Raw genomic sequence first — 24642 nt, 5'->3', positions numbered from 1 at the left:
CTAAGCATTGAAAAATTGCGGATAGTCAATTTTAAGAGATTTGATAATCTCAATCATCTCATCTTGCCCATAAGGTGTATCTTCGGGCAAATGCTCATAAAACTTATCCATTTGTGCAGAGTAGGCTTCTGTAAGTGCTTGAATATGCTTTTTTTTCGCCCCGGCAAAGTAGAGTGCCACGCCTAGCATATCAACGACTTCTAATGCCATTTCTTCTAAACTCATCTCTAAACTTAGATCATCTTTAGCGTTGTCAGTGCTCATAGTGCCTCCTTGTGTTTGTTTAGGATATATTCTATCTGTGTTTTAATATCATCATAGGCAAAGCTTTCTTTGAATCCTTCAATCTTCCCGCCAGAAGCGTTTTTATGCCCTCCACCATTAAATAGCTCCCTACTCATCGCACTCACATCGCAGTTTCCATTCGCACGCAAAGAGATATTACCACGAGGATTCACATCAAGGTAGAAGTCATACTCGGGATTACAACGCAAAAAGAGATTTGCTAATATGCTAATGCCACCCATAGAATAGCTTAAAAAACCTTTTTTGTCATCATAATAAATCGTGCAAAGCCGCTTTTTCGTGCTTAAAAGCTTTACTTGTGCGTTAGAGATAATCGTATCCATTGTTTGATTCTGTGGGTCGCCCCCTAGAATGCGCTTTTTAATCTCATAAAGTGCATTATCAAAGGCTACTTCGCCTTGTGGAAGCTCTATAAAATCTCTCATAGATTCAATAATAGCAAATTTATAATCCCTATGCTCCTTATCAAACATAAAGCGATTTAGCTCAAAGCTTCCACTAATCGCTCCCATAGCCACTTTGCCAAAGTCAAATTTATAGCCATCTTCTAGCCAAATATCCACAGAATTAATCATACTACTTAAATGACTAATCCAGTTTAGCCGTGTGCTATCAAGCAGAGGGTAAGATTGAAAGAGTGTATCAAAGGTAATTTTAGAAGCGCTCCTTAGGGCGTCTAAATGATACCACTCATATTTATCCGCACATTCTTGTCCACTGATATGGTGGTCTAAAAGCAGAATCTCTATATTAAATCCAGCAATTTTTAGCTCTCCTATACGCTCATTGAGGTAGTTTGCCTCGCTTAAAGTGAGGTTTAAATCCGTAACAAGCACGAGATACTTTTCTTGTGGTTTTTTGGAATCTGGCGCGTTTTTAGGCGTTTTACCAAACTTTGCAACAAGGAGAGATTCTGGCAATAGGACAGAGTGGACGATGCTATCGAGTATGCTATTTAGCCGCACAAGCACTTCTTTACCATAGTTTGCATTATAAAATGCAATGTGTAAAAAAAACTCTTTAGCGATAAACTGACAACCATATCCGTCTAAGTCTGTGTGTGAGAGATGAAAAACTTTCATTTATATCCTTGTTATGTTTAAAATTGTATGTTAAGTGTGCCTACTACCTCAAATTTAATGCGAGAGTCGATTTCTGCATTGCCAAGTATGCTGATATTTATGCCAAATGGTTCAAGAAGCTTCACTAGAGGCTTACGGATTCTGTAATCTACAAGCATTACGGGAATGATATTTTTCTGCCTTAATGCAATGTCTTCTTCCTCTATAGCTTCTACGAGCTTTTGCACATCGTTAGAATGCAGCACGAAGCTTTTGCCTCCGGGCTGTTCTTTAAGTCTATCGATGAGATATTGCTCTGTGGCAAGAGTGAGAGTGAAAATCTTTAGATTCCCATCTTCTGCCTTAAATACATCAGTGATTGTTCGTGCAAGACGAGCACGCACTTGCTCTACAATACTTTCTGTATCATCTTGCAAAATAGGATAGGTATCTGCGATACCCTCTAAAATCGTAGGCAAATCTTTGATAGGAATACGCTCGTGGAGCAAATCACGTAATACACGTAAAATTGTGCTCATAGGGACTTTAGCCGCTTCACTCACAACCACAGGATAATCTTTAGCGTGTCTATCCATAAGCATTTTGACTTCATCACGTGTGATAAAGTCTTCCGCATAAGTTTTAATCAGCTCTGTGAGATGTGTAGTGATAATCGTAGAGGGATCAATAATATTATAACCCTGAATAACCGCATTTTCCCTGTCTTTGGGTTCTATCCATAATGCATCCATACCAAAGGCGGGCTCTTTAGTTGCAATTCCCTCGATTGGCTGCCCTACCATACCCGTATCCATTGCTAAAAACTTATCAGGCATCACCTCCCCACTGCCGATTTTCACACCTTTCAGCAAAATAGAGTATTCATTTGGTTGCAAATTAAGATTATCTTTGATACGAATCTGCGGGACAAGAAAACCATAATCCATAGCAATATTTTTACGCATAGCGCGGATTCTCTCTAGTAAATCGCCATTTTGTTTTACATCAGCTAGGCGGATAAGCCCATAACCCAAATAAATCTCTAAAGTCTCTACCTTGAGGGCTTCGCTGATGATATTTTCTTCTTCTTTTTTGATTTCCTCTTCTGTTTTCTGCACTCTTTGGGCTTTGTGCTGTGAGATGTCAATATCTTTTTCTGTCTTTTCTTGGGCTTTAGCGGTATCTATAGGAGCTTTTTTGCGGAAGTATTTTTCCAAGAAAGCAAAGAAGCTGCTGACATCTTCTCTGCTTGTGAGATAAGCTACTGCAAGGAAAAATATACCTACGAAGCCTAGCGATATAGGCAGCCCCGGAACAAGTGCAAAGAGGATAAGGATAAATCCTACAATACTTAGAATCTTACCATTATTGGTAATTTGCGTGATAATATCATTTGCAAAATTTCTATTTGCTTCTGAATTTTTGGCTGCACGTGTAGTGATGATGCCTGTTGCCGTGGCTACAATGAGCGCGGGAATCTGCCCTACTAAGCCATCGCCAATAGTAAGAATGGTAAAAGTCTCTGCACTTTGCTTCACACTCATACCGTGTTCAAACACCCCGATAAGAAAGCCACCGATTATATTTACAATAGTAATGATGATAGCTGCGATTGCGTCGCCTTTGACAAATTTACTCGCTCCGTCCATCGTGCCATAAAAATCCGCTTCTTGAGCGAGGGCATCTCTACGCTTTTGCGCTTCTTCCTGCCCTATTAATCCGGCGTTTAAGTCTGCATCAATCGCCATTTGCTTACCGGGCATCGCATCGAGAGTAAATCGTGCTCTTACTTCTGTTACCCGCGTAGAACCATTGGTGATAACGATAAGATTCACAATCACAAGGATAGTAAAGACGATAACCCCAATGACATAATTCCCCCCTACCACAAAATGCCCAAATGCTGCTACAATACTACTTACTGCTTCTACCCCATTATGCCCCTCGCTTAGAATCATACGTGTAGTAGCGACATTGAGCGCGAGACGATAGAGGGTAACAATAAGAAGTATGGTAGGAAAGGCGGAAAATTCAGTGGCTTTATCCACATAGAGTGTGATAAGGATTATCAGTAAAGAAAGCGCGATAGATACGCTTAATAAAAAGTCTAATACCCCGCTAGGCAAAGGTACGACAATAATCCCCACGATAAGCACAATGAAGGTAACTATTATCATCTCCTTGCTTTGTGAGAGGCTTTTAAAAAATGGCAAGCCTTGGCTTAGAATCTTTGTCGCATTAAATGTCAAACTTGCTATCCTTAAGGTATGATTAGGGCGTTATGCTTACTTTAGGCTGTGTCAAATGTAAAATATGGCATTTTAGCAGGAATTATTAAATTGTGAGTGTTATAATCCTTTGTCGAAAGATGAGAGATATGGAGGGTAAGAATGGCAAAATCTGCAAATAAAAATCTCCACGAGGCAAAGAAAAATAAAAAAGATGAGTTTTACACTCAACTTAGCGATATAGAAAATGAGCTAAAGCATTATAAAGCCCACTTTAAAGATAAAATCGTGCTATGTAATTGCGATGACCCTCTAGCTTCAAATTTCTTTAAATACTTTTTCTTCTTTAAAGCCTGATTACACTTGATACTAAAGAATCTAGCCTTTTTAAGATAGCAGACGCCTCTCGCAATGACAACTTTAAGTATCTAAAGGAAATTCTATGAAACACACATTGCCAAAAGAATGGCAGAGGGTAAGGCTTGGGGATATAGCTTTAAAAATTTTTTCAGGCGGAACACCGCAAAGCACAAAGGAAGAATATTATCAAGGAAATATACCTTGGCTCAATACAGGAGAAGTAAAAAATACTAGAATCTACCAAACAGAAAAATACATTACAGAACTTGGACTTCAAAACTCATCAGCAAAATGGGTAAAAATAGATTCTGTTATAATAGCTTTGTATGGTGCTACTGCTGGAAAAGTTGCTATTAATAAAATACCTCTTACAACCAATCAAGCGTGTTGCAACATAATACTTAATAGTAAAAAGGCTTATTATGAATACATTTACTATGCAATTTCTAATGCCTATTTGCATTTATTTTCTCTAGCGTCTGGAACTGCACGTTCAAATTTAAGTGTTTCATTGATAGCCGACTATAAAATCCCCTTACCGCCTTTAGCGGCACAAAACAATATCGCTAGAATCTTAAGTGTGTTAGATTCTAAAATCGAGCTCAATAACCGCATTAGTAAAGAGCTAGAGAATCTCGCTAAACTCCTTTACACGCGCTATTTTGTGGAGTTTAACTTCCCTAATGAGCAGGGCAAACCCTATAAATCAAGTGGTGGCGCAATGGTGTATAACGAAACCCTAAAACGCGAGATTCCCAAAGATTGGGAGGTAGAAAACATCGAAACAAACAGCCTTGCTTCAATCATACAGGCAAAAATTGATACATTTACAGGGGAGAAAATATATCTTCCAACATCAGCAATTCAAAATGATGTGATAGTAGATTTATCTAATACAACTACCTTTGAAACACGAGAATCTAGGGCAAATATGCAGCCAATCAAAGATTCTGTATGGTTTGCCAAAATGAAAGATAGTAAAAAATATATATATTTTGGAGATTATTCAAACTCTATATATTCTCTTATTTTATTGACAGGAATGTGTGGGCTATCGTGCAAACATAATGCTTTAGAATATATGTGGAATGTTATTAGCTCAAATGAATTTGATGTGATGAAAAATGCTTTTGCTAATGGTTCAACACAACAGGCAATTAATGAAAAAACTTTAAAACTTATCCCTTTAGTTATTCCAAATGAAAGCGTGCTAGATGATTTTCACGCAAAAACCTACGCTATTTATAAGCAAAAATATTTAAACCAGCAAGAATCCCACATATTAAGCAACTATCGCGATTTCTTACTGCCTTTATTAATGAATAATCAAGCAGAGGCTTTGGGGTGAAGATATAATCCCTATCTCAATGGCAAATTAAAATATACCCGGATACTTATCCGCCAAGTTAAAAGCATTCAGGCCTTAAAAGATGAGGAGGAGTGTTTTATAAATAGTAAATAAACATAGAACCGCATAAAATCAAAGATTTAGTGCAAGGCTATAAAAGAGATGAAGCAAGTAGCGAGGTAGTGGCCTTTGGAGATTCTAAACCCCGCCTGAATATCCGCCCAAAATATCAAAGGGAATTTGTCTATAAAGATAAGCAACAAGAAGCTGTCGTTGATACGATTTTAAAGGGCTTTCCTTTAAATACTATGTATTGGGTAAAAAATGAAGCAAGTGCTGAATATGAATTTGAAGTGCTAGATGGACAGCAAAGAAGCATTAGTATTTGCGAGTATTTTATCGGGGAATTTGCTTTTGATGGGCTCAATTTCCATAATCTCCCCACAGACAAACAGGAGGACTTTTTAAACTATGAGCTTAATATTTATCTTTGCGAGGGCAAGGATAGCGAAAAGCTAGAGTGGTTTAGAGTAATCAATATCGCAGGAGAGAAGCTTACCGAGCAGGAATTACGCAATGCCATTTATGCAAGTAGGTGGTTAAGCGATGCAAAGCTTAAATTTTCTAAAAATAATTGTTTGTGCGAACAAAAAGCTAAAAAATATTTAAAAGGCTCTAGTATTAGGCAGGATTTTTTAGAGACAGCTATTGCTTGGATAGTAGGCAAAAGAGAGGATAAAAAGATTTGTGAATATATGGCAAAAAATGCTAAAGATTCTAAAAATGCTGATGGATTATGGAGCTATTTTAGTGCGGTGATTGAGTGGGTGGAAATGAAATTTAGCACATACCGCAAAGAAATGCAAGGCTTAGAATGGGGCTTTCTTTATAATTAATACTTACAAAGATGAAGAGCTAGATTCTAAAGAATTAGAAGAACGTATTGCAAGGCTTATGCAAGATAGCGAAGTGCAGAGCAAAAAGGGTATTTATGAATATGTGCTAAGCGGAAAAGAGAAATTCTTAAATCTAAGAACCTTTGATGAGAATACCAAGCGTGAATTATATGAAAAGCAGGGCGGCAAATGTGCAAATGCTAAATGCCCACAAAAAGATAAGATTTTTGAGCTTAAAGAAATGGAGGCTGACCATATTATCCCGTGGAGTAATGGCGGCAAAACTATAAAAGAAAATGCTCAATTATTATGCCGTGAGTGCAATAGAATAAAAAGTGATAGCTAACTTCATATAGCACTTAAGCATCTTAGGCATAGACTGCGAGGGCATTTTGGTCTCGATTCTATGTGCTAAAAATACTTTAAGGACACAATAGCAAAGATTGTTTCGTCTATTAGCTTTTTGATTGCAAACATTCCTTACATTCACTAATGCTTTTGTTAAAACAAAAAACAGCAAACAAGATTCTAATTTTGCCTACTCACAAGATAGAATTTCTCTAGCCTATATAATAAGTGTGAGGCATATCCTCACTTGTATAAAATAAATCGCACGAAGGTTCATAAATATATCACTCACCCTCTTAAAGCGTTGTAGGGGTTGGGGGGGGGGATATATAAGGGGGAGTGAGACATACATTGCCGAGCCGACTTTGCGCTTGTGCTTTAACACTAGTCCATACTTGCACATTTAAGGTCCTCCCCCTAGAAAAAAAGAACAACATAAAAGAATTTCAAATTGCAGCAAAATAGTGTTTGTTAAAATATTAAATAGAAACCATTGTTTTTATTTAATATAAAAAGCCTATTTTAAGGGCTTTGTGATAATTTTGTTATTCAATATCTCACACGTCCCAGCCAAAGATACTTTTATTGGTATCAAGTGTTTTGATTGCTGCCATATCTGCGCTGGAGAGACTAAAGTCAAAGATATTTAGATTTTCAGCCATTCTCTCTTTTTTGCTACTTTTTGGAATCACATTAATGCCTCGCTCTATAAGATACCTAAGCCCCACTTGTGCCACAGATTTATTATATTTTTTGCCGATATTTTTTAATGTTTCATTATTGAAAAAATCCTTTTCACCCTTAGCGAAAGGACTCCATGCCTGCATAATCGTTTTATGCTTTTGCATAGCCTTTTGCAGCTCCTCACGTTGGAAAAAGACATTGACTTGGACTTGATTTACCGCCGGAATCACCTTCACAGATTTGACAAAGTCTAAATACACTTTCGTATCAAAGTTTGAAATACCCAAAGCCTTGATTGTACCCTCTTTGTAAAACTCCTCCATCGCCTTATACATTTGCCTTGCCTGTGGGTAGACGCGATGCAAAAGGAGTAAATCCACATAATCTAGCTTCAATGCCTTTAGAGAGTTCTCGATACTCTTTTTGGTCGCCTCATAGCTCATATCACTAGAAAGCTTCGTGGTGATAAAAATCTCCTCACGTTTAAAACCACTTTTTTTAATCGCATTACCAATTTCAGCCTCATTTTTATACATCTGTGCAGTGTCAAATGCCCTGTATCCTACCTTTAGTGCATCAAGGATTGCCCTCTCGCAGTCCTTACCCAAGAGTGAGTAAGTCCCAAGCCCGATAATAGGCATTTTCACGCCATTATTGAGTGTTTGAATCATCACTTCTCCTTTCTTAGCACTATCTGCAAAAAGTGGGGATAGCCCAAAAGCACTTACCCCCGCCATAAGTATTGCAGATTGCTTTAAAAAATCTCGTCTGCCATTGTAATAGGATAGCTCTTGCATATTTGCTCCTTTGTGAAATATATCATTTAGCTTACTATATCACTTAAAGGTAACTAAAACACATAGCCCAAAAGTGCGCTTACACCATAATAATAAAGATTATCCGCTTGATTGATAGCTGCTTTAAAATACCCATCAAGTCCTAATTGTATCTTACGTCTTGGCTCAAATCTCGCACCTATACTCAATCCTATACGATTATCATAGGGTTTATCAAAGCTTAATTTTTCTCCCCCGATAAATTGCAACTGCAGCTTTTGTGTGCTCAATAAAAACTGCTCATAGTCCAACCCAAAAAGCACATATTTACTCCTATCTATGCGATATGCCCCATCTAAGCCCACGCCTAAACTCATAAAATACGCATTGTATTGTGGCATAGATAAAGCCTTAGCCTTATCTGTAATACCTGATGTGAGGGCATTTTCTGTAAAGCCTGAAAACATATTATAACTTTGCAAAAGCCTAAAATAAGGCTTTAAGGAGCTTCTTCCTCTATTTGCTCCTAAACGATAGCCTAGCTTTGTATCTAAACTCACTTGATTAGTGCGATATGTGGCTTCAAAGATTTGATTAGCCGCAGTGTTGAGCTGTATCTTGCGTTTGCTATCAAGTGAGGAGGTAAAATAGCCTACATCAACATCTAGCTCAAGTCTATTATGAGGGAGCAAATACAAATGATAGTTTGCCCCAAGTCCAGAACTATAACTTTTATTGCTAAAAGAAGATTCTAAAAGTGTGTAATCCTGCCCCTTGCTTCGCATACTCCCATAGGTATAACCTCCATATACTGATAGCACAGCTTTTTTTATTTTAATATACGCTCCTAATCGCACTCCAGCAAATCCTCCATTTACACTACCTAAGATACTCCTTGTAATAGCCCCCGCATCAGCACCCAAAGGTGAGTTGCTTTGAGTGCTTATAGAAACTGCACTAATACTACCCTTAAGCACATCAAGCCCACTAAAAGGCGTAGAGATAAATTGTGAAAACAGGGCATTATTCAGTCTATTTACATCACTTGTAACACTTTGAGTGTTTGCTCCTGCAATAGTATAAATATCCTCTCCTAAAGCATTTACGATAGCCTTTTGGTTAGATTGAAGTGTGGCATTAAAACTATCAATAACATCTTGTTTGATATTTACTATCACTTCTCTCTTATCAGTGCTCAATGTAGCAGTAGCAAATTCTGTATTGCCATTCAGTAATGCGACACTACCCCCACCGCTCAATGTGCCGCTAATAAGTGTATGTGTGCCTCCACTTGCTCCTGCCATATTGTAAATAATGCTTCCGCTATTATTGACATTGCCTGTAAATGCACCCATTTTGCCATTATAGACACCAAAAGTGATAGTGCTACCACTTTGATTATTTAATCCATTTGTCGCACTTAAACTCGCGCCATAGATTCCAATACTTGAGCTCTGTATTTCATCTATTATTGTTCCAGCTCCTCTATTCCCGCCGCTAGTAGAAGTAATGCTACCTGTTACACTCATACTTCCGCCATAGAGCATAAGGCTTCCACCCCCACCAAATGGGGGGTCATATACATTCAACCATCCGCTACCTGTGCTATCTATTGCGTTATTCTCCACTTGCCCACCATTGTAAAAATTGCCTGTTATACTAATAGTCCCGTTGGTGCTTGTAAAGTTTGAAGTGGTTGTATTAGCACGCGTGCCTACATTGCCACCAACATTATAAACATTGCCACCAAATGTGATTGTCCCGCCATTATTAGTCAGCTCATTTTGTATGCGGATAGCCCTAGTCGCATCAACTGACAAAGTCGCACCAGCTGAAACTAAAATACTTCCATCGTGGATAAAAAAATTTCCATTTGTAAATCGTGCATTTGCACCACTTGCTAAGATAAGAGAAGTCCCTCGCCCAAAGCGCACTTTAGAATCTCCACCATAATCTGTGCCCTGCGCACTAATGGTAGTGCCACTTGAAATAAGTGTGAATTGTGCTCCACTGCCTACGCTCATACTACCCCGTTGAACAGCTAAAGTATGGAGATTAGTAAAGCTAACTTGGAGGTTGTCTCCAATAGATATGCCACCATTATAGTAGGTTACACCATTAATATTTGTAGGACTTTCAAAAGTAAGTATGTATTGGGAATTTGCCACACCCCTTATGCTAAAAGCAGAACCACTAATAGAGCCTATGGTTGAGACTTGCCAACCTTGAGAACTTCTAGCTGTAACCTTATCACTACGTGTGCCACCACTCAATGATATAGAGGAGGGCAAAGAGCCGGAATAATCAATTGCATATAAAGAGGAAAGCCACGCAAAAGGTATTGCAAAACGATAGAAAGATAAGCCTTTTCCTTGTGTATACATTAATAAAAACCTCTTTATGTTAGTCATTCTTTAAAAACTACGCTGCTGTGAACAATTACTGCTAGTTTTTTTCACAGGTAGCAAAATCGACTTTTTGCCTTTAAACAAGAAATTATAGCAAAATCCAAAACAAAGCCCTATATCTCTTTACACACTAATGTACCCTCTAGCAAAGACACGTTATGCACATCTCTAGGATTCTCCTGCAAAAGACTTTTACACAAGGTAATCACTTCGGGCAATCAACCTCATAATGTCGTATATTTTGATAATACGACATTATGGAATTGGAATCTCTCATAGCGTGTCCAGCCCAGAACCCCCAGTAGATAATCACCATAGTGATCATTTTTTAGCAATTTTTGTATCAAAATACACTGCCTTCGCTCACGTTTTTACCTCACACGCACGGAAATATAGCAGGATAAGAAAGCTCAATATTATTAATTAATGTTTTAAGAATATAAACTTATCCACAAGAAGCGCAAAACACTGCTGCTATGGCAAATCCTCCATCGTGGCTAATGCTAAGTGAAATTTCTTTTATCTTAAAGGTAGCCATTTTCTTATCATCAAGCTTTATGTTGGGGGCATTTTTTGCTGTTTTGCTAATATATATATCTAAGAATCCTAGCTCCCGCCCAATGCCTACACCCAATGCTTTAGCGCAGGCTTCCTTTGCAGCCCAAAATCCAGCCACACGAGAGATATTTACAGAATCTACCCCTGCATAATGAGTATCTAAAAGGCAAAGAGCCATCTCGTCTTTTGATAAAAAACGTCTTAAAGCATTCTCACCAAATCGCTCTATGAAAGTGCGAATACGCGCGATACTAACAATATCAATGCCTATCACCCTTAACTCACCACAAAATCCACAAAAAATACATCATAAACTTGCCCATCAATCAAAAACTCATTAATGCGTTTGACAATCTCATCTTTCACACGATTTTTACCCTTTGTAGTGGCTATGTCTTCAATAGATTTTGATGAGAGAATTTCGATAATTGTATCTTTGAGCATAGGCATTTTTTTATCAAGTTCAACCCTAGTCGCATTTGCTTTCATCTCATCTTTATCAAGTTCAAACTGCATGCTTGCTTTCAAATACCTTTTGCCTGTTTGTGTCATAAGATTCACAGTGAAAGGGACTGGTCCTTCTGCAGGATAAATTAATCCCGGTGCAAATTTATCGGTGCTGCGCACAGCAATTGTGCTCCCCACAACAATTTTGGTTGGTTGCTGTGCAGTTGTACTTTGAGGTTGTGTTTGGACTTGTGGTGCTTCTTGGCTCGCCTCTTCTTCGTGCCCTCCACTGAGTGCAAACACAAGCACAATGCCTATTAAAAGTAAAAGCACCACTATAATACCCGCTACGACAAACAAAATTGCCTTACTCTTCTTTTCTCCACCCTTTGATTCTTTTTCTTCTTCTGCCATTTTAATCCTTTGCTGTGTAATAAGTCAGTGTACTTTTACCAAACTGACGCATTTTGAGTTGTCTATATGCCCCAATAATGTGAGGCATATTATACTCACTCCAATGTTCAAAAACAATTAAAGCCATATCATACTCCTTGAGATTTTCTATCTTGCCAATAAGCCGCTTATATATGCCTTCTTTACCCTCACGTATACAAAATGGTGGATCAAGATACAAAATCACTTGATTTTGATAGTCTTCAAGTGTTTGGGTAAAAAAATCGGCATTATGAGCGTAAAACTGAAGTGTAGGCTCTCGCTTTTGTGCAAGGGCAAGATTCTCGCACAGAATATCATAAGCTGCTTTATCTAGTTCATAAAATATACTTTTACACGCCCCACGTGAAAGGGCTTCAATCCCCATTGAGCCACAGCCAGCAAATGCTTCAATAAACACACTATCAATTATCTGCGCCCCTATGGTGTTGAAAAATGATTCCCGCACGATAGATTTTGTCGGGCGTGTGCCTTGATTTGGATTATAAATCAAGTTAAGATGTTTGAGTCTCCCTGCTTGAATGGTAAATTTTACTTTAGAATCTGCTCTTTTCATTTATCCCCTTTCGACTTAAGCAATGCAAGAATCTTGTCTGTAAGCTCTCTCGCGCTCTGCTCACAAAGCCTATAAATCTGCTCTTCAAGGCTATCTTCTTTGCCCTGTGGGTAGCTTGGTGGCGACATAGGCGGAGAAAATGGCTTCATATCTTGGGGGAAGTCCTGCACCTCTTTTTTATATTTAGAGCTGTATTGCAACTTTTCACAAAAGGCTTTCAAATCTTCCTGTAAAGTCTTTTCACTAAAGGGTTTGCGGATATGCGAATATGGCTCATCAATCACTAGGCACAAAGGCTTAGAGCCTTGCTTTTGCTCATCATCAGTAATGATAAAATCACATTCCACCTCGCTTACACACAAATCTTTCAAAAAAAAGTTTAAGCTACTCTGCACCAATGGCGATACACACGATATAGCAACCTTCATATCCACTCCTGTAATAATTTTTATGACACACTTAAGCCTCACTCGCGTGGAGTAATTATCCTCGTGACTTTGTTACTGCGGGATTGTCCATCACGCTCACCCTTAAGGACACATTACTCATAAGCAAATTATACGCTCAATACATTATACTATGCTAAGAGGGTCGATGTCTATTTCACAACTCCCACACACTTTTTCATTGCTTTGCAATGTATGCAGCACCTTTAAAAGTGCGTTTGTAGAGTATGAACGCAATAAAAGCACAAAGCGATATTTATCATAAAGCCGCCCGAGCAATGCTCTACTTTCCCCTACGATTTCTACCTCTTTTGGTTTGATTTGATAGAGAAAGTTATGCACCCTTTCAAGGCATTTGAGGGCGATTTGCTCCTTTTTGTGTGAAAAGGTGAGTGTGGCTAGTCGCTGATGTGGTGGATAAATGGGTGGTCTTGCCTCTAATTCATAACGTAAAAAATCCTCATAATCCTCCATAAATGGCTGCAAAAACGCACCATTAGCACTTTGTATATACACTTCGCCATTATCTTTGCGTCCGCTACGTCCAGCGATTTGATGAAGCAAACTAATAGCCCTCTCATTACAGCGATAGTCGTTACTTTTTAAGATGTAATCAATGCCTAGCACGATGGCGAGATTCACACGATGATAATCATGTCCCTTGCTTAACATTTGTGTGCCTACAAGCACATCAATTTCCCCCTTATTAAACGCCCCTAATACGCTTTTAAGCTTCTTATGCGTAGTAATATTATCCCTATCAAAAAGAGCGATTCTCGCCTGTGGTAGTGCCTCACTTAGAATTTGCGCTACTTGTGCCGTACCTATGCGATATGTATGCAGGGTATCCCTTTGACATTGCGGACAGAGTGTAGGGATAGGCTTACAAAAATGACAATAATGGCATACAAGGGCATTTTTATCAAGGTGCAAGGACATATTCACCGAGCAGAACTCACATTCGCAACCACTTCCACACGCGCTACACACGAGCATTTTATAATGTGCGCGAGTAGGCAAAAATACGATAACTTGCTGCTTTTGAGAAAGGCTTGTTGCCATTTTTGTAATGATTTCTTCGCCTAAAATGTCATTTATCCTATTTTGTGTGCTATTTATCGCATTTAAGGCACTAGGCGGGGGTAGAATCTTTATATGTTTACTTGAGCCAAAATACCGCCCCTTTAAACGACACATACTTTTATGTTTCAAGGCGTGATAATAACTTGCAGCACTTGGTGTAGCCGAGCCTAAAATCACCCTAACATCACTTTTTTGTCCTAAATACAGCGCAATATCACGCGCATTGTATCGCGGGGAGCTTTGCGACTTATAGGCATCATCGTGTTCCTCATCAATAATAATCAACCCAAGAGAGGCAATAGGTAGAAACAATGCACTTCTAGCTCCAGCAATCACGCGAATACTCCCCTCATATAAGCCTTGTAAAATCTGCTTTTTTTGCTTTTGTGTTACTTTAGAATGCCAAATCCCCACCATATCACCAAACACTGCCTTAAGGCGAGATTCTATCTGTGGAGTGAGCGCGATTTCAGGCATTAGAAAGAGTGCGCTTTGTGCTTTTTGCAAGGTTTGCGCGATAAGATGTATATAAATCTCTGTTTTACCACTACCCGTATCACCAAAAAGCAGGGGATTCTTATGCGTTTGACAAAAGGCTAATGCGCCCTCTTGCTCTGCATTGAGCGTATGGAGCAATGGCACTTGGATGCATTCTAAATGTGGCTCTTGCATCTTTTGCGGCACAAATAGCCCGAAACTCTCTCCCACGCTCACGCAATAATATTGTGCAATAAAAGATGCAAGAATCTTTTGAAAAGACAAAAAATACTTATCGCTCTTATGAGTACTCTTGCAGGTAAAAGTGGGTTTATCTAAAGTAGAGATAACTATGCCTAAATATGCCTTATTGCGCACTTCAATAGCGCAAATATCGCATATTTCGCATTCTACTTCGCATTGATAGGCTAAAGGAGGCGTTTTTAGCGCAAGGGGGGCAATGAGATAATAAAACAATGAAATGCTCTAAAGTGCCTGAATCTGCACATTGTTGTGTGGAAGAGGCGTATCCATACCCTCAAGACTTTTGTAGAGATTTTCTAATGATTGACAGATAAGGGTGTATTCTTGTGCCTTTGTGATGTAGAGTTTGAGTAATTCTAGGGCGTCAATCTCGCGGGTGAAAACAGACTTTAACTCCGCCTTCACCTCATTATGCAAGGGTTTTAGAGAAATCACATAACGTTTGCCATTAAGCGCGATTTCTAGGCTTTCATCTATCATTGTTTCAAGCCCTCATCGATTTTTGCAAATAAATCCTCAAAACCTCTATCCTTTGAAGCAATCTCCTCATAGAGATTAGAAATTTGACTATCTTTAGCCTCATTTTGTGCTTTCAAGGAGGCGATTTCAAGCTGTAATGAACCTATTTCATCTTTTTGGGAGGCGATTTTTGTAAGCATTTCCTCAATCTTTTGGGAAAGCCTCTCCATTACATTATTCATCTTGCAATCCTTTTATGTGGTGAAAATAAAGTATAATCTTAACACAAAATCAATAAGGAGTGCGCCAAAAAATGCCAAAATTTATCTTAAATTCTGCATACACCCCCGCAGGAGACCAACCTCAAGCGATTGAGAAAATCACTAACTTTATCAGCAATGGCGCACAATACAGCACGCTCATAGGTGTTACAGGTAGTGGCAAAACCTACACGATGGCAAATATCATCGCTAGGCTTAATATCCCAACCCTCATTATGACACATAATAAAACCCTTGCTGCGCAGCTTTATAGCGAATTTCGCGGATTCTTCCCGCAAAATCATATAGAATATTTCATCTCGCATTTTGATTATTATCAGCCTGAAGCCTATATTCCCCGCCGCGATTTGTTTATAGAAAAAGATTCTAGCATTAATGAGGATTTGGAGCGATTGCGACTATCGGCTACCACTTCGCTTCTAGCCTATGATGATGTGATTGTCGTAGCAAGTGTATCAGCAAACTATGGCTTAGGGAATCCTGCAGAATATCTTAGTATGATAGAAAAGCTCGAAGTAGGCGCAGAATATCAGCAAAAAGCATTGCTTTTAAAGCTCGTAGATATGGGCTATACTCGCAATGATATGGTATTTGAGCGGGGGAATTTCCGTGTGAATGGAGAAGTGATAGATATTTTTCCTGCTTACAATGAAAATGAATTTATCCGCATAGAATTTTTCGGCGATGAGATTGAGCTCATTGGCGTATTTGAAGCATTAGAGCGCACACATTTAGCCAATCTACAATCCTTTGTCCTATATAGTGCTAATCAATTCATTGTAAGCGCTCAGAGGTTACAAACTGCGCTACACAATATAGAATCCGAGCTAGAGACACGTTTAAACGAGTTTGAAAGAGATAATAAACAAGTGGAATATCAACGCCTCAAAGGACGCACAGAGTTTGATTTAGAAATGATACGCGAGAGTGGCATTTGCAAGGGGATAGAAAACTATGCACGACATCTCACAGGCAAGGAAGCCGGGGAAACACCCTACTCCCTTTTAGATTATTTTGAACAAAAGAAAAAGCCCTATTTGCTAATAGTTGATGAATCTCACGTGAGTTTACCACAATTTGGCGGTATGTATGCAGGGGATAGAAGCCGCAAGGAAGTGCTTGTAGAATATGGTTTTAGACTGCCTAGTGCGCTTGATAACCGCCCTTTACGATTTGATGAGTTTATCACTAAAGCCCCGCACTTTCTCTTTGTATCCGCTACACCTGCACAAAAGGAGTTAGAGCTAAGTGGAGAATATATAGCCGAGCAGATTATCCGCCCCACCGGACTGCTTGACCCGCTCTATGAAGTGCGGGATTCGAATAACGCGGTGCTTGATTTGTATGATGAAATAAAGCTAAGGATTGCTCAAAATCAGCGAGTGCTTATCACCACTTTGACAAAAAAAATGGCAGAGGAATTAAGCAAGTATTATGGAGAGCTAGGCATTAAGGTGCGCTATATGCACAGCGATATTGACGCGATTGAGCGCAATCATCTCATACGCGCCCTAAGGCTTGGGGAGTTTGATGTGCTTATTGGGATTAATCTCTTGCGCGAGGGGTTGGATTTGCCAGAGGTGAGTCTGATTGCCATTATGGACGCGGACAAAGAGGGATTTTTGCGCTCTGAAACGAGCCTTATACAAACGATGGGACGAGCTGCACGTAATGTCGATGGCAAGGTGATTCTCTACGCACAACATATCACGCAGTCTATGAAAAGGGCATTTGAGATTACTGACTATCGCCGCAGCAAGCAGCAAGCTTTCAATCGCCTCCATAATATTATACCCACATCGGTGCAAAGGAATGTAGAGCAAGAGCTAAAGATGGAATCAAGCGGATTAGGCAAACTCTATGAAAAAAATAGCAAGAAGATTCCTAAAAGTGAGCGGGATAGAATCATCAAAGAGTTAAGCAAACAAATGCACACAGCAGCTAAGGCACTAGAATTTGAAGAGGCTGCACGTCTGCGCGATGAGATAACTAAAATTCGCAATATGAAGTAGGTATTATTATGCCTTTGCTAATGCGATAAAACTCCACAAGTCTTACTTTGTGTGCAGTCAAATCTCCACTTCGCACCTGAAGGATACACTTATAATTTACTCATACAATTTGCAAGTGTGGGTTGGCATCATCAAGCCAGTTTCATTGGTTAGATTCTATTATATCTTTGCTGTTGTGTAAAACACCACATTGACACAAAGTGCTTATCCACACTTATTAAGATAGTTTTAGGGCTTAGATTCATACCTTCATTTTTATTCAAGTGGAATATTCATTGCTATTTGCATACAGCATAATCATAGAATCTTTATGTATATGTCTTGTGGATAATATCTTGAATCTTATGAGCAATTTGCATAGCCCTCATACCATCGTTGTGGTTAGGGCGATTATCTGTTAAAGATGGCATTGAGCCCTTGCATAACCTCACAAAGTCAATTAACTCTGAAAGTAAGCTCTCCTGCCCCCGCACCTCAATCGTCTCTGTATTGGCACTAATAGATACATTATCCATTCTTTGTTCCACGCTTTGCTTATCAACAAACACTTCCTTACGAAGCAAATTGCAATCAATATATTCATTATACGTTGTTACACTGATTTGCCGCCGTCTTTTCTCTGTAATGCGGGAGGCGACAATATTAGAAAATGCACCATTGGTATGCACGATACACGCCCTTGCATACTCTATCATACCATCTATGACTACACCATGTGCGTAAATATCCCGCACATCACCATTAAAATTTAGAGCCAAATCAATATCGTGTATCATCAAATCAATCACCACATCAACATCAGTAATGCGTGAGCTCATCTTGTTGGTGCGGATAAAGTCAATATTAATAATCTTATCTGTATTAGAGGCTAAAATATGCTTTAATGTAATCACCGCAGGATTGTAGCGCTCGATAAATCCTACTTGTATATTAAGCCCCTTATCTTGGGCTAAATCCACGATGACTTGCGTAGATTCTAAGGTATTGGTAAGGGGCTTTTCTACAAAAATATTTTTCACATAATCGCTGACTTTATTAATATAGTCAAAATGCGTGAAAGTGGGCGTTACGATAATTGCACCATCGCAGCTTTTTAAATCCGTATCAAGATTTTCAAGCATTTTGATACCAAATTTCTTGCCTAGCTCCTCACATAGCTCTACATTAGTATCATAGAGAAAAGCAATCTCCACATCTTTAAGCATACTTAAGATTCTAAGGTGGTTCTGCCCCATTTTCCCAATGCCAAAAAGGGCGATTTTCATCGGCTTATCCATTGATTGCCTCTATAACCTTATTTTGCTCTTCTTGCGTGATAAATGGACTAAATGGAAGTGAGAGAATCTCATCACACACTGCCTCACTCACAGGGAAATCACCCTTTTTATAAGGATAGGCTTTTTGCACGACTTCCTGTAAATGTAAAGGGATAGGATAATGCACTGCATAGGGAATCTGCGCAGATTCTAATTTTTTCATCATATCGACACGATTTTTGGTGAGGATTGAGTATTGCGCATAGGCGCTTGTATCGCTACTTTTGACAAATGGTGTAATCACGCCTTTAAGATGTTCATTATAATATTGCGCTACTTTTTGTCGTTTAGCAATTTCTGTATCTAAATGCGTGAGTTTCACATTTAAAATAGCTGCTTGGAGTGCATCAAGCCGAGCATTTAAGCCTATAAAGTGATGTTCATATCGCTTTGTCTGCCCGTGATTTAGTAAATAACGGATTTTTTGCGCTAAGGATTCATCATTGCTAAACACTGCTCCCCCATCACCATAGCAGCCCAATGGCTTACTAGGAAAAAAGCTTGTGGTAGCCATAATGCTTGCATTACACGATTTTACACGCTTCCCATCACTATAAGTCTCACTTGCTCCAAAGCTTTGCGCGGCATCTTCAATCACAGGAATATGATGCTTTGCGGCAATGGCATTAATAGATTCCATATCTGCCATTTGCCCAAAAATCGATACAGGGATAATTGCCTTTGTATGAGGAGTGATAGCACCCTCAAGCTTTGTGGGGCAGAGATTATAGCTCTTTTCATCAATATCCGCAAATACAGGCTTCGCGCCCAAAAGCATAATCGCCTCTACACTTGCAATAAAGCTAAATGGAGAGGTAATCACCTCATCGCCTTTTTTTATATCTAATGCCATAAGTGTTAAAATCAGTGCGTCGGTCCCACTACTACAGGCTATGGCTTGTTTTGCCCCTACATAAGCACTCAATGTGGATTCTAAATCACTTACTGCTTTTCCCATAATGAATTGCGATGATTGCAATACATCTTGTATCGCTCTATCAATGTCTTTTTGATAGCTTTCATACTGCGCTTTAAGATTAATAAACTCCAATTTATAATACCCTTGCCTTTCTAGGTTTAAGCGCGAATTGTAACAAAAAAATGCAAAATATCAAACTTTAATATATCCACCTAAAACATTAGCTTTGTGGCTTTAAGAGAGAAATTTCATTGCCCCTCTCCATACATTCAACAATCTTACGTGCTACCTCATTTACAAAAGTATCTCCACTTACAATGTAATGAGCTTGTTTCTCATATATCTTTTTGCGCTCATCATAAAGCTGCTTTGCTTGATTCGCATCTGCAAAGAGTGGGCGCTGATTGATTTGAGCCGTATTAAGACGTTTAAGGATAGATTCAAAACTTACATCAAGCCAAAATACCTTACCCAAATAGCTTATATCATTATAGATAGGCATACCTCCGCCTGTGGCGATTATGGCATTTTTTACATTTGCAGAAAGCCATAAAATAAGTTGAGATTCTATACGGCGGAAGCCCTCTTCCCCTACTGATTCAAAAATTTCACTCACACTCTTACCCATATTTTGCTCTATGATATGGTCTGTATCAAGCAAGAATCTCCCACCAAGCAATGCGATTTCTCTACCGATAGTAGTTTTACCACTGCCCATAAAGCCAATGAGAACGATATTTTCCAAATCCTACTCCAAAGTTACTATAAAGCCATCACTTTGAGGTGAAATAGTGTATTTATAACGTCCATCTAAATCAAGGGAGATTCTATAAAATCCTTCGTGTGTAGAAATCTCCGCACCACTAAAATATTTTTTATTCAACTTGGTTTTTTGAGATTGATTGTCTCTTGCGCCTTCAATATCAATCACAAGTCGATAGGGTTCAGGCAATACAAAATCACGTAGCATTTTCTTACGTGTAGCGATAAAAAGTGTATTTCTATTAACTATCAGCTCAAACTCGCCTAGTTTAAAGCGATTTTCTGCACTATAAGGTGCTCCCTGTGCTTTTTGAACAATAAGCAATGGATAATGCCAATCAATGCTTTCATCAAGTTGAATAGTTTTGTTTTCAATAGAGCCATCAAGGTTTTGATAGGTAACCTGCACGCTTTTAAGAATCCTCGCCGTGCTTGGTAACACAAACTCCACACTTGAGAGCGGGTCTTGATTCATAGTAGGAGGCTTATGCTCTTCTGCTTTTTGTGTAATCACGGTTTCAAAAGGATTGTCCCTTGCCCAAAGCAGCAAAGTACAGCATAAACATACACAGCCTATCCATATATTATTTTTCAAGGTTTGCTCTCTTTAAATCAAAAATCTGCTTTTGCAAACGTGCATTTTGTAATTCAATAATTTGTGCCTCCTCTATCAAATGTGCCTTTTGCGCCCGCAAGCGTAAAAGCACCTCCACAGAATTATTCCCAAAAAGCAATAAGCCCATATAAAATCCGCCTATCACAACAAGCCCAAATACAAGAAGCCAAATGCGATTGGTGTAAAGCCATCGCCATATCTTTGAAGGATTTTCTAGTATCTCTTCGTGTTCCATAAACCTCTTATCCTATCGTTTGAAAAGCGTTTTTCCTATGTATTCTGTGTCGCTTATTTCACGTTCAATCTCAAGCAAACGATTGTATTTTGCAATTCTCTCACTTCGTGCCGTTGAGCCTGTCTTAATCTCACCAGTATTAAGTGCTACGGCAAAATCTGCGATAAAGGTATCTTCACTCTCACCGCTGCGATGGCTCATAATGCACTTGTAATTATTGCGTTGAGCCAATCGCATACTTTGCATTGTCTCACTCACCGTGCCAATTTGATTAGGTTTAATTAAAATGGCATTAGCAATATTTGAATTAATACCCTCTTGCAAGATTTTTTTATTGGTAACAAACAAATCATCTCCCACAAGCTGAATCTTGTTGCCAAGCTTCTGTGTGAGGAGCTTCCACCCCTCCCAATCATCTTCACTTAGCCCATCTTCAATTGACACAATAGGATATTTTGCAATAAGATTCTCATAATATTCAATCATACCTGCACTATCTAACACCTTGCCCTCTCCTGCTAGATGATACATACTATCTTTGCCTACAAGCTCACTACTTGCGACATCAAGCGCGATAGCAATCTCTTCAAGCGGCTTATACCCTGCCTTTTCAATAGCCTTTAAAATCACTTCAATGGGCTCTTCATTGTTTTTTAGATTTGGAGCGAATCCTCCTTCATCACCAATGCTCGTAATATGGCCTTGCTCGTTTAAAATAGCTTTTAAGTGATGATAGACTTCAGCAGAGGCACACAGGCTTTCTGCAAAGCTATCAAAGCCTAAAGGCATAATCATATATTCTTGAAAATCTACCGTATTATCTGCGTGAGAGCCACCATTAATAATATTAAGCATAGGGGTGGGGATAGTAAGTGCATTGCTCCCGCCCAAATAGCGATAAAGGGGTAAATGCAAAGACTGCGCACTCGCTCTAGCAATCGCCATACTCACACCCAAAGTCGCATTTGCACCAAGTTTTGAATAATTATCTGTATCATCTATTTTTTTTAGGATCAAATCAATCTTGCTTTGATCATAGGGGGAGACGCCATTAAGCTGTGTGGCAATCTCTGTTTTAATGTTCGCACAGGCTTTCAAAACACCTTTTCCTAAATATCTATCCTTATCGCCATCGCGTAATTCGAGCGCTTCTCTCTTGCCTGTGCTTGCACCACTTGGCACGATAGCCGATGCCCTCGTGCCATCGCTTAGTCTTACCATAGCTTTTACTGTGGGATTCCCACGACTATCCATTACTTCTTGTGCGTCAATATGTTCGATATAAACCATTGTATTCTCCTAAAAGATATATTTACTCATTAGATTCTGGCTCATCGGGTAAAGGCAGAATCTCATCTTGAGCGCCAATTTGCTCCTTAATCTTTGCAATAATCTCCTCTGCTAATGCCTTATCCTCTTTTAAGAGCAGTTTTGCATTCTCGCGTCCTTGCCCAAGCTTTTTGTCATTGTAACTAAGCCACGCACCACTTTTATCGATAAGATCAAGCTTGATGCCATAATCGATAATCTCGCCCTCTTTGCTAATACCCTCGCCAAACATAATATCAAACTCTGCTTCGCGGAAAGGTGGAGCGACTTTATTTTTCACTACTTTTGCTTTTGTGCGATTTCCGATTTGCTGGTCATTTTGCTTCAATGTTGCAATACGGCGTACATCAATACGCACACTCGCATAAAATTTTAGCGCATTCCCACCAGTAGTAGTCTCTGGACTACCATAGCCCATTACGCCAATTTTCATACGAATTTGATTAATAAAAATCAAAGTCGCATTCATCTTGTGTAATACACCTGTAATCTTACGCAAAGCGTGGCTCATAAGCCGTGCTTGTAAGCCTACGTGTTGGTCTCCCATATCGCCTTCAATCTCTGCTTTAGGCGTGAGGGCTGCTACCGAATCTATAACTATTAAATCCACTGCACCGCTACGTGTGAGCGTTTCTAGAATCTCTAATGCCTGTTCTCCCGTATCAGGCTGAGATACAAGCAGATTCTCTGTATCTACACCCAAACGTTTGGCATAATATACGTCAAGGGCATGTTCTGCGTCTATGAATGCGCAAATACCACCATTTTTTTGACATTCTGCCACGATTTGTAAGCTTAAAGTCGTCTTTCCACTTGATTCTGGTCCATAGATTTCAATAATCCTACCCTTAGGCACACCACCTATGCCTAGAGCCATATCAAGCCCAAGCGAGCCCGTGGATATACACTCTACTTTTTCTACCTGCTTATCACCTAATCGTACCAAAGCACCCTTGCCAAAGGCTTTATCAATTTGCTTCAAAGCAAGTTCAATAGCTTTTTGCTTTTTCTCATCTACCATTTATATCCTTTCTGTTTTGCGTGAACGTGAAATGAGTTTAGATTTTATCTAAGTTTGACTAAATTATCCTTATAATTTGACATAAAACTTTGAGGAGACACTATGATAAAACTCGCCCATAGCCCTGATGCTGATGATTTATTTATGTATTATGCGATAGTTTTTGGGTGGGTAGATTCTACAAAATTACAATTTTCCAATACGGCTAAAGACATTCAAACACTTAATTTTGCGACCTTACAGGGCGAGTATGATATTAGCGCGATTTCCTTTGCCCTTTATCCGCTTATTGTGCAAGATTATGCGCTTTTACGCACGGGCGTAAGCTTTGGCAATGGCTATGGACCAAAGCTTATTAGACGTAAAGATAAAATGCTTAAAAAACATTTTAAAGTCGCTCTAAGTGGGGAGCATACCACTAATGCGATGATTTTCCGCTTAGCCTATCCTCATGCAAAGATTATATACAAAAATTTTTTAGATATTGAATCTGCCGTGTTAAGCGATGAGGTTGATGCAGGTGTGCTTATCCACGAATCTATTCTGAATTTCAATGAGAATCTATGCGTAGAAGCAGAGATATGGGATATATGGCAAGATTTAAGCGGAGGGGACTTGCCCTTGCCACTTGGCGGTATGGCTTTGCGCCGATCTTTGCCTCTTACCACTGCCATAGAATGCGAAAATATTCTCACAAAAGCCGTGCAAATTGCCGTGCAAAATAAGCGTCTCCTTAGCCACATGCTTTTAGAGCGAGGGGTGGTGCGCGTGAATGCACAGGAGCTAGATAGGTATCTTAATCTTTATGCAAATGCAGATTCTATATCAATGGGTGAGCTGGAGCTAAAGGCTGTGAATAGGCTTTTTGAGTTGGGTTTTGAGGCAGGATTCTATCCGCAGTGTATTAGGGCAGAGGATTGTCTCATTCCCACAGAATATACACAATTACGATTTTTATAAAATTATAATCTTTGAAATATAAAGCTCATTTTA

General features: G+C 39.1%; 24 protein-coding genes and 1 pseudogene. 6 read left to right on the top strand and 19 right to left on the bottom strand.

Going from position 1 to position 24642, the window contains the following annotated elements:
* The 3 genes from V3I05_RS07315 to flhA are packed head-to-tail and all read right to left on the bottom strand — an operon-like array spanning position 1 to position 3616.
* Positions 1-264 (bottom strand): hypothetical protein, encoded by a 264-nt coding sequence (locus V3I05_RS07315; protein WP_295701668.1) that lies wholly within the window; start codon positions 262-264, stop codon positions 1-3.
* Positions 261-1388, bottom strand: a complete 1128-nt coding sequence (locus V3I05_RS07310; RefSeq protein ID WP_343353151.1) for a 3',5'-cyclic-nucleotide phosphodiesterase — start codon at positions 1386-1388, stop codon at positions 261-263. The genes V3I05_RS07315 and V3I05_RS07310 overlap by 4 nt, the downstream gene beginning before the upstream one ends.
* A gap of 17 nt (positions 1389-1405) precedes the next feature.
* Entirely contained in the window at positions 1406-3616 is a 2211-nt protein-coding gene (flhA, locus tag V3I05_RS07305; protein ID WP_295701672.1) for a flagellar biosynthesis protein FlhA, read from the bottom strand.
* Positions 3617-3757: 141 nt separating this feature from the next.
* Here flhA and V3I05_RS07300 point away from each other — a divergent pair.
* From V3I05_RS07300 to V3I05_RS07285, 4 genes and pseudogenes are all read left to right on the top strand, one after another.
* Positions 3758-3937: pseudogene (locus V3I05_RS07300) on the top strand (adenine-specific methyltransferase EcoRI family protein); the annotation flags it as partial.
* 100 nt (positions 3938-4037) lie between these two features.
* A complete protein-coding gene (locus tag V3I05_RS07295; RefSeq protein WP_343353149.1) occupies positions 4038-5303 on the top strand; it encodes a restriction endonuclease subunit S in 1266 nt (421 codons plus the stop codon).
* A 143-nt stretch (positions 5304-5446) separates the two neighbouring features.
* Positions 5447-6199, top strand: coding sequence for a DUF262 domain-containing protein (locus V3I05_RS07290; RefSeq protein WP_343353148.1), 753 nt, complete (start codon positions 5447-5449; stop codon positions 6197-6199).
* A gap of 58 nt (positions 6200-6257) precedes the next feature.
* Positions 6258-6545 carry an HNH endonuclease signature motif containing protein gene (locus V3I05_RS07285; RefSeq protein WP_343353147.1) on the top strand — a complete coding sequence of 96 codons (288 nt, stop codon included), beginning with the start codon at positions 6258-6260 and terminating at the stop codon, positions 6543-6545.
* A 559-nt stretch (positions 6546-7104) separates the two neighbouring features.
* Here V3I05_RS07285 and V3I05_RS07280 read toward each other — a convergent pair.
* The 9 genes from V3I05_RS07280 to V3I05_RS07240 form a co-directional block, all read right to left on the bottom strand.
* Positions 7105-8028 carry an aldo/keto reductase gene (locus V3I05_RS07280; RefSeq protein WP_343353145.1) on the bottom strand — a complete coding sequence of 308 codons (924 nt, stop codon included), beginning with the start codon at positions 8026-8028 and terminating at the stop codon, positions 7105-7107.
* Positions 8029-8081: 53 nt separating this feature from the next.
* Positions 8082-10391: a hypothetical protein gene (locus V3I05_RS07275; protein WP_343353143.1), complete on the bottom strand. Its 2310-nt coding sequence runs from the start codon at positions 10389-10391 to the stop codon at positions 8082-8084.
* A gap of 469 nt (positions 10392-10860) precedes the next feature.
* On the bottom strand, positions 10861-11247 hold the full coding sequence (acpS, locus tag V3I05_RS07270; RefSeq protein ID WP_295702092.1) for a holo-ACP synthase: 387 nt from the start codon (positions 11245-11247) through the stop codon (positions 10861-10863).
* A 2-nt stretch (positions 11248-11249) separates the two neighbouring features.
* Positions 11250-11834, bottom strand: coding sequence for a flagellar basal body-associated protein FliL (fliL, locus tag V3I05_RS07265; RefSeq protein WP_343353141.1), 585 nt, complete (start codon positions 11832-11834; stop codon positions 11250-11252).
* Position 11835: 1 nt separating this feature from the next.
* Positions 11836-12429, bottom strand: a complete 594-nt coding sequence (gene rsmD, locus V3I05_RS07260) for a 16S rRNA (guanine(966)-N(2))-methyltransferase RsmD (protein ID WP_300449058.1) — start codon at positions 12427-12429, stop codon at positions 11836-11838.
* Positions 12426-12857 carry a hypothetical protein gene (locus V3I05_RS07255; protein WP_300449057.1) on the bottom strand — a complete coding sequence of 144 codons (432 nt, stop codon included), beginning with the start codon at positions 12855-12857 and terminating at the stop codon, positions 12426-12428. Before V3I05_RS07255 ends, rsmD begins: the two co-directional genes overlap by 4 nt.
* 144 nt (positions 12858-13001) lie before the next feature.
* On the bottom strand, positions 13002-14912 hold the full coding sequence (locus V3I05_RS07250) for a primosomal protein N' (RefSeq protein WP_300451824.1): 1911 nt from the start codon (positions 14910-14912) through the stop codon (positions 13002-13004).
* Between the two features lie 9 nt (positions 14913-14921).
* Entirely contained in the window at positions 14922-15179 is a 258-nt protein-coding gene (locus V3I05_RS07245; protein ID WP_295702102.1) for a hypothetical protein, read from the bottom strand.
* On the bottom strand, positions 15176-15400 hold the full coding sequence (locus V3I05_RS07240) for a hypothetical protein (RefSeq protein ID WP_300449055.1): 225 nt from the start codon (positions 15398-15400) through the stop codon (positions 15176-15178). The genes V3I05_RS07245 and V3I05_RS07240 overlap by 4 nt, the downstream gene beginning before the upstream one ends.
* 71 nt (positions 15401-15471) lie before the next feature.
* Between V3I05_RS07240 and uvrB the strand changes: the two genes are divergently transcribed.
* On the top strand, positions 15472-17451 hold the full coding sequence (uvrB, locus tag V3I05_RS07235) for an excinuclease ABC subunit UvrB (RefSeq protein ID WP_343353139.1): 1980 nt from the start codon (positions 15472-15474) through the stop codon (positions 17449-17451).
* A 308-nt stretch (positions 17452-17759) separates the two neighbouring features.
* Here uvrB and V3I05_RS07230 read toward each other — a convergent pair whose 3' ends face one another.
* The 7 genes from V3I05_RS07230 to recA form a co-directional block, all read right to left on the bottom strand.
* Positions 17760-18728 carry a Gfo/Idh/MocA family protein gene (locus V3I05_RS07230; RefSeq protein WP_295702108.1) on the bottom strand — a complete coding sequence of 323 codons (969 nt, stop codon included), beginning with the start codon at positions 18726-18728 and terminating at the stop codon, positions 17760-17762.
* Positions 18721-19818 carry a DegT/DnrJ/EryC1/StrS family aminotransferase gene (locus V3I05_RS07225; protein ID WP_343353138.1) on the bottom strand — a complete coding sequence of 366 codons (1098 nt, stop codon included), beginning with the start codon at positions 19816-19818 and terminating at the stop codon, positions 18721-18723. The genes V3I05_RS07230 and V3I05_RS07225 overlap by 8 nt, the downstream gene beginning before the upstream one ends.
* Positions 19819-19906: 88 nt before the next feature.
* Positions 19907-20431 (bottom strand): shikimate kinase, encoded by a 525-nt coding sequence (locus V3I05_RS07220; RefSeq protein WP_343353136.1) that lies wholly within the window; start codon positions 20429-20431, stop codon positions 19907-19909.
* A gap of 3 nt (positions 20432-20434) precedes the next feature.
* Positions 20435-20923, bottom strand: a complete 489-nt coding sequence (locus tag V3I05_RS07215; RefSeq protein WP_343353135.1) for an AMIN domain-containing protein — start codon at positions 20921-20923, stop codon at positions 20435-20437.
* A gap of 109 nt (positions 20924-21032) precedes the next feature.
* Positions 21033-21299: a hypothetical protein gene (locus V3I05_RS07210; RefSeq protein WP_300733428.1), complete on the bottom strand. Its 267-nt coding sequence runs from the start codon at positions 21297-21299 to the stop codon at positions 21033-21035.
* 12 nt (positions 21300-21311) lie between these two features.
* On the bottom strand, positions 21312-22589 hold the full coding sequence (gene eno, locus V3I05_RS07205; RefSeq protein WP_295702118.1) for a phosphopyruvate hydratase: 1278 nt from the start codon (positions 22587-22589) through the stop codon (positions 21312-21314).
* A 22-nt stretch (positions 22590-22611) separates the two neighbouring features.
* The gene (recA, locus tag V3I05_RS07200) at positions 22612-23649 is read right to left on the bottom strand and encodes a recombinase RecA (protein ID WP_295702120.1); all 1038 of its coding nucleotides are present in this window, start codon (positions 23647-23649) and stop codon (positions 22612-22614) included.
* A 102-nt stretch (positions 23650-23751) separates the two neighbouring features.
* On the opposite strand from recA, the gene V3I05_RS07195 reads away from it, so the two are divergent.
* Positions 23752-24609, top strand: coding sequence for a menaquinone biosynthesis family protein (locus tag V3I05_RS07195; protein ID WP_300449052.1), 858 nt, complete (start codon positions 23752-23754; stop codon positions 24607-24609).
* Positions 24610-24642 lie beyond the last annotated feature (33 nt).

This window comes from Helicobacter mastomyrinus, from assembly GCF_039555295.1.
In the GTDB taxonomy this organism is placed as follows: domain Bacteria; phylum Campylobacterota; class Campylobacteria; order Campylobacterales; family Helicobacteraceae; genus Helicobacter_C; species Helicobacter_C mastomyrinus.
Note: the sequence above shows the minus strand (reverse complement) of the source record. Positions and strands in the feature narration are given on the sequence as shown.

What these genes read in the sequence shown, in the direction of transcription:
- V3I05_RS07315 (WP_295701668.1), bottom strand. Translation starts at nt 264, where the DNA reads ATGAGCACTGACAACGCTAAAGATGATCTAAGTTTAGAGATGAGTTTA.
- V3I05_RS07310 (WP_343353151.1), bottom strand. Translation starts at nt 1,388, where the DNA reads ATGAAAGTTTTTCATCTCTCACACACAGACTTAGACGGATATGGTTGT.
- V3I05_RS07295 (WP_343353149.1), top strand. Translation starts at nt 4,038, where the DNA reads ATGAAACACACATTGCCAAAAGAATGGCAGAGGGTAAGGCTTGGGGAT.
- V3I05_RS07285 (WP_343353147.1), top strand. Translation starts at nt 6,258, where the DNA reads ATGCAAGATAGCGAAGTGCAGAGCAAAAAGGGTATTTATGAATATGTG.
- V3I05_RS07280 (WP_343353145.1), bottom strand. Translation starts at nt 8,028, where the DNA reads ATGCAAGAGCTATCCTATTACAATGGCAGACGAGATTTTTTAAAGCAA.
- V3I05_RS07275 (WP_343353143.1), bottom strand. Translation starts at nt 10,391, where the DNA reads ATGTATACACAAGGAAAAGGCTTATCTTTCTATCGTTTTGCAATACCT.
- fliL (WP_343353141.1), bottom strand. Translation starts at nt 11,834, where the DNA reads ATGGCAGAAGAAGAAAAAGAATCAAAGGGTGGAGAAAAGAAGAGTAAG.
- rsmD (WP_300449058.1), bottom strand. Translation starts at nt 12,429, where the DNA reads ATGAAAAGAGCAGATTCTAAAGTAAAATTTACCATTCAAGCAGGGAGA.
- V3I05_RS07255 (WP_300449057.1), bottom strand. Translation starts at nt 12,857, where the DNA reads ATGAAGGTTGCTATATCGTGTGTATCGCCATTGGTGCAGAGTAGCTTA.
- V3I05_RS07245 (WP_295702102.1), bottom strand. Translation starts at nt 15,179, where the DNA reads ATGATAGATGAAAGCCTAGAAATCGCGCTTAATGGCAAACGTTATGTG.
- V3I05_RS07240 (WP_300449055.1), bottom strand. Translation starts at nt 15,400, where the DNA reads ATGAATAATGTAATGGAGAGGCTTTCCCAAAAGATTGAGGAAATGCTT.
- uvrB (WP_343353139.1), top strand. Translation starts at nt 15,472, where the DNA reads ATGCCAAAATTTATCTTAAATTCTGCATACACCCCCGCAGGAGACCAA.
- V3I05_RS07230 (WP_295702108.1), bottom strand. Translation starts at nt 18,728, where the DNA reads ATGGATAAGCCGATGAAAATCGCCCTTTTTGGCATTGGGAAAATGGGG.
- V3I05_RS07215 (WP_343353135.1), bottom strand. Translation starts at nt 20,923, where the DNA reads ATGAATCAAGACCCGCTCTCAAGTGTGGAGTTTGTGTTACCAAGCACG.
- V3I05_RS07210 (WP_300733428.1), bottom strand. Translation starts at nt 21,299, where the DNA reads ATGGAACACGAAGAGATACTAGAAAATCCTTCAAAGATATGGCGATGG.
- eno (WP_295702118.1), bottom strand. Translation starts at nt 22,589, where the DNA reads ATGGTTTATATCGAACATATTGACGCACAAGAAGTAATGGATAGTCGT.
- recA (WP_295702120.1), bottom strand. Translation starts at nt 23,649, where the DNA reads ATGGTAGATGAGAAAAAGCAAAAAGCTATTGAACTTGCTTTGAAGCAA.
- V3I05_RS07195 (WP_300449052.1), top strand. Translation starts at nt 23,752, where the DNA reads ATGATAAAACTCGCCCATAGCCCTGATGCTGATGATTTATTTATGTAT.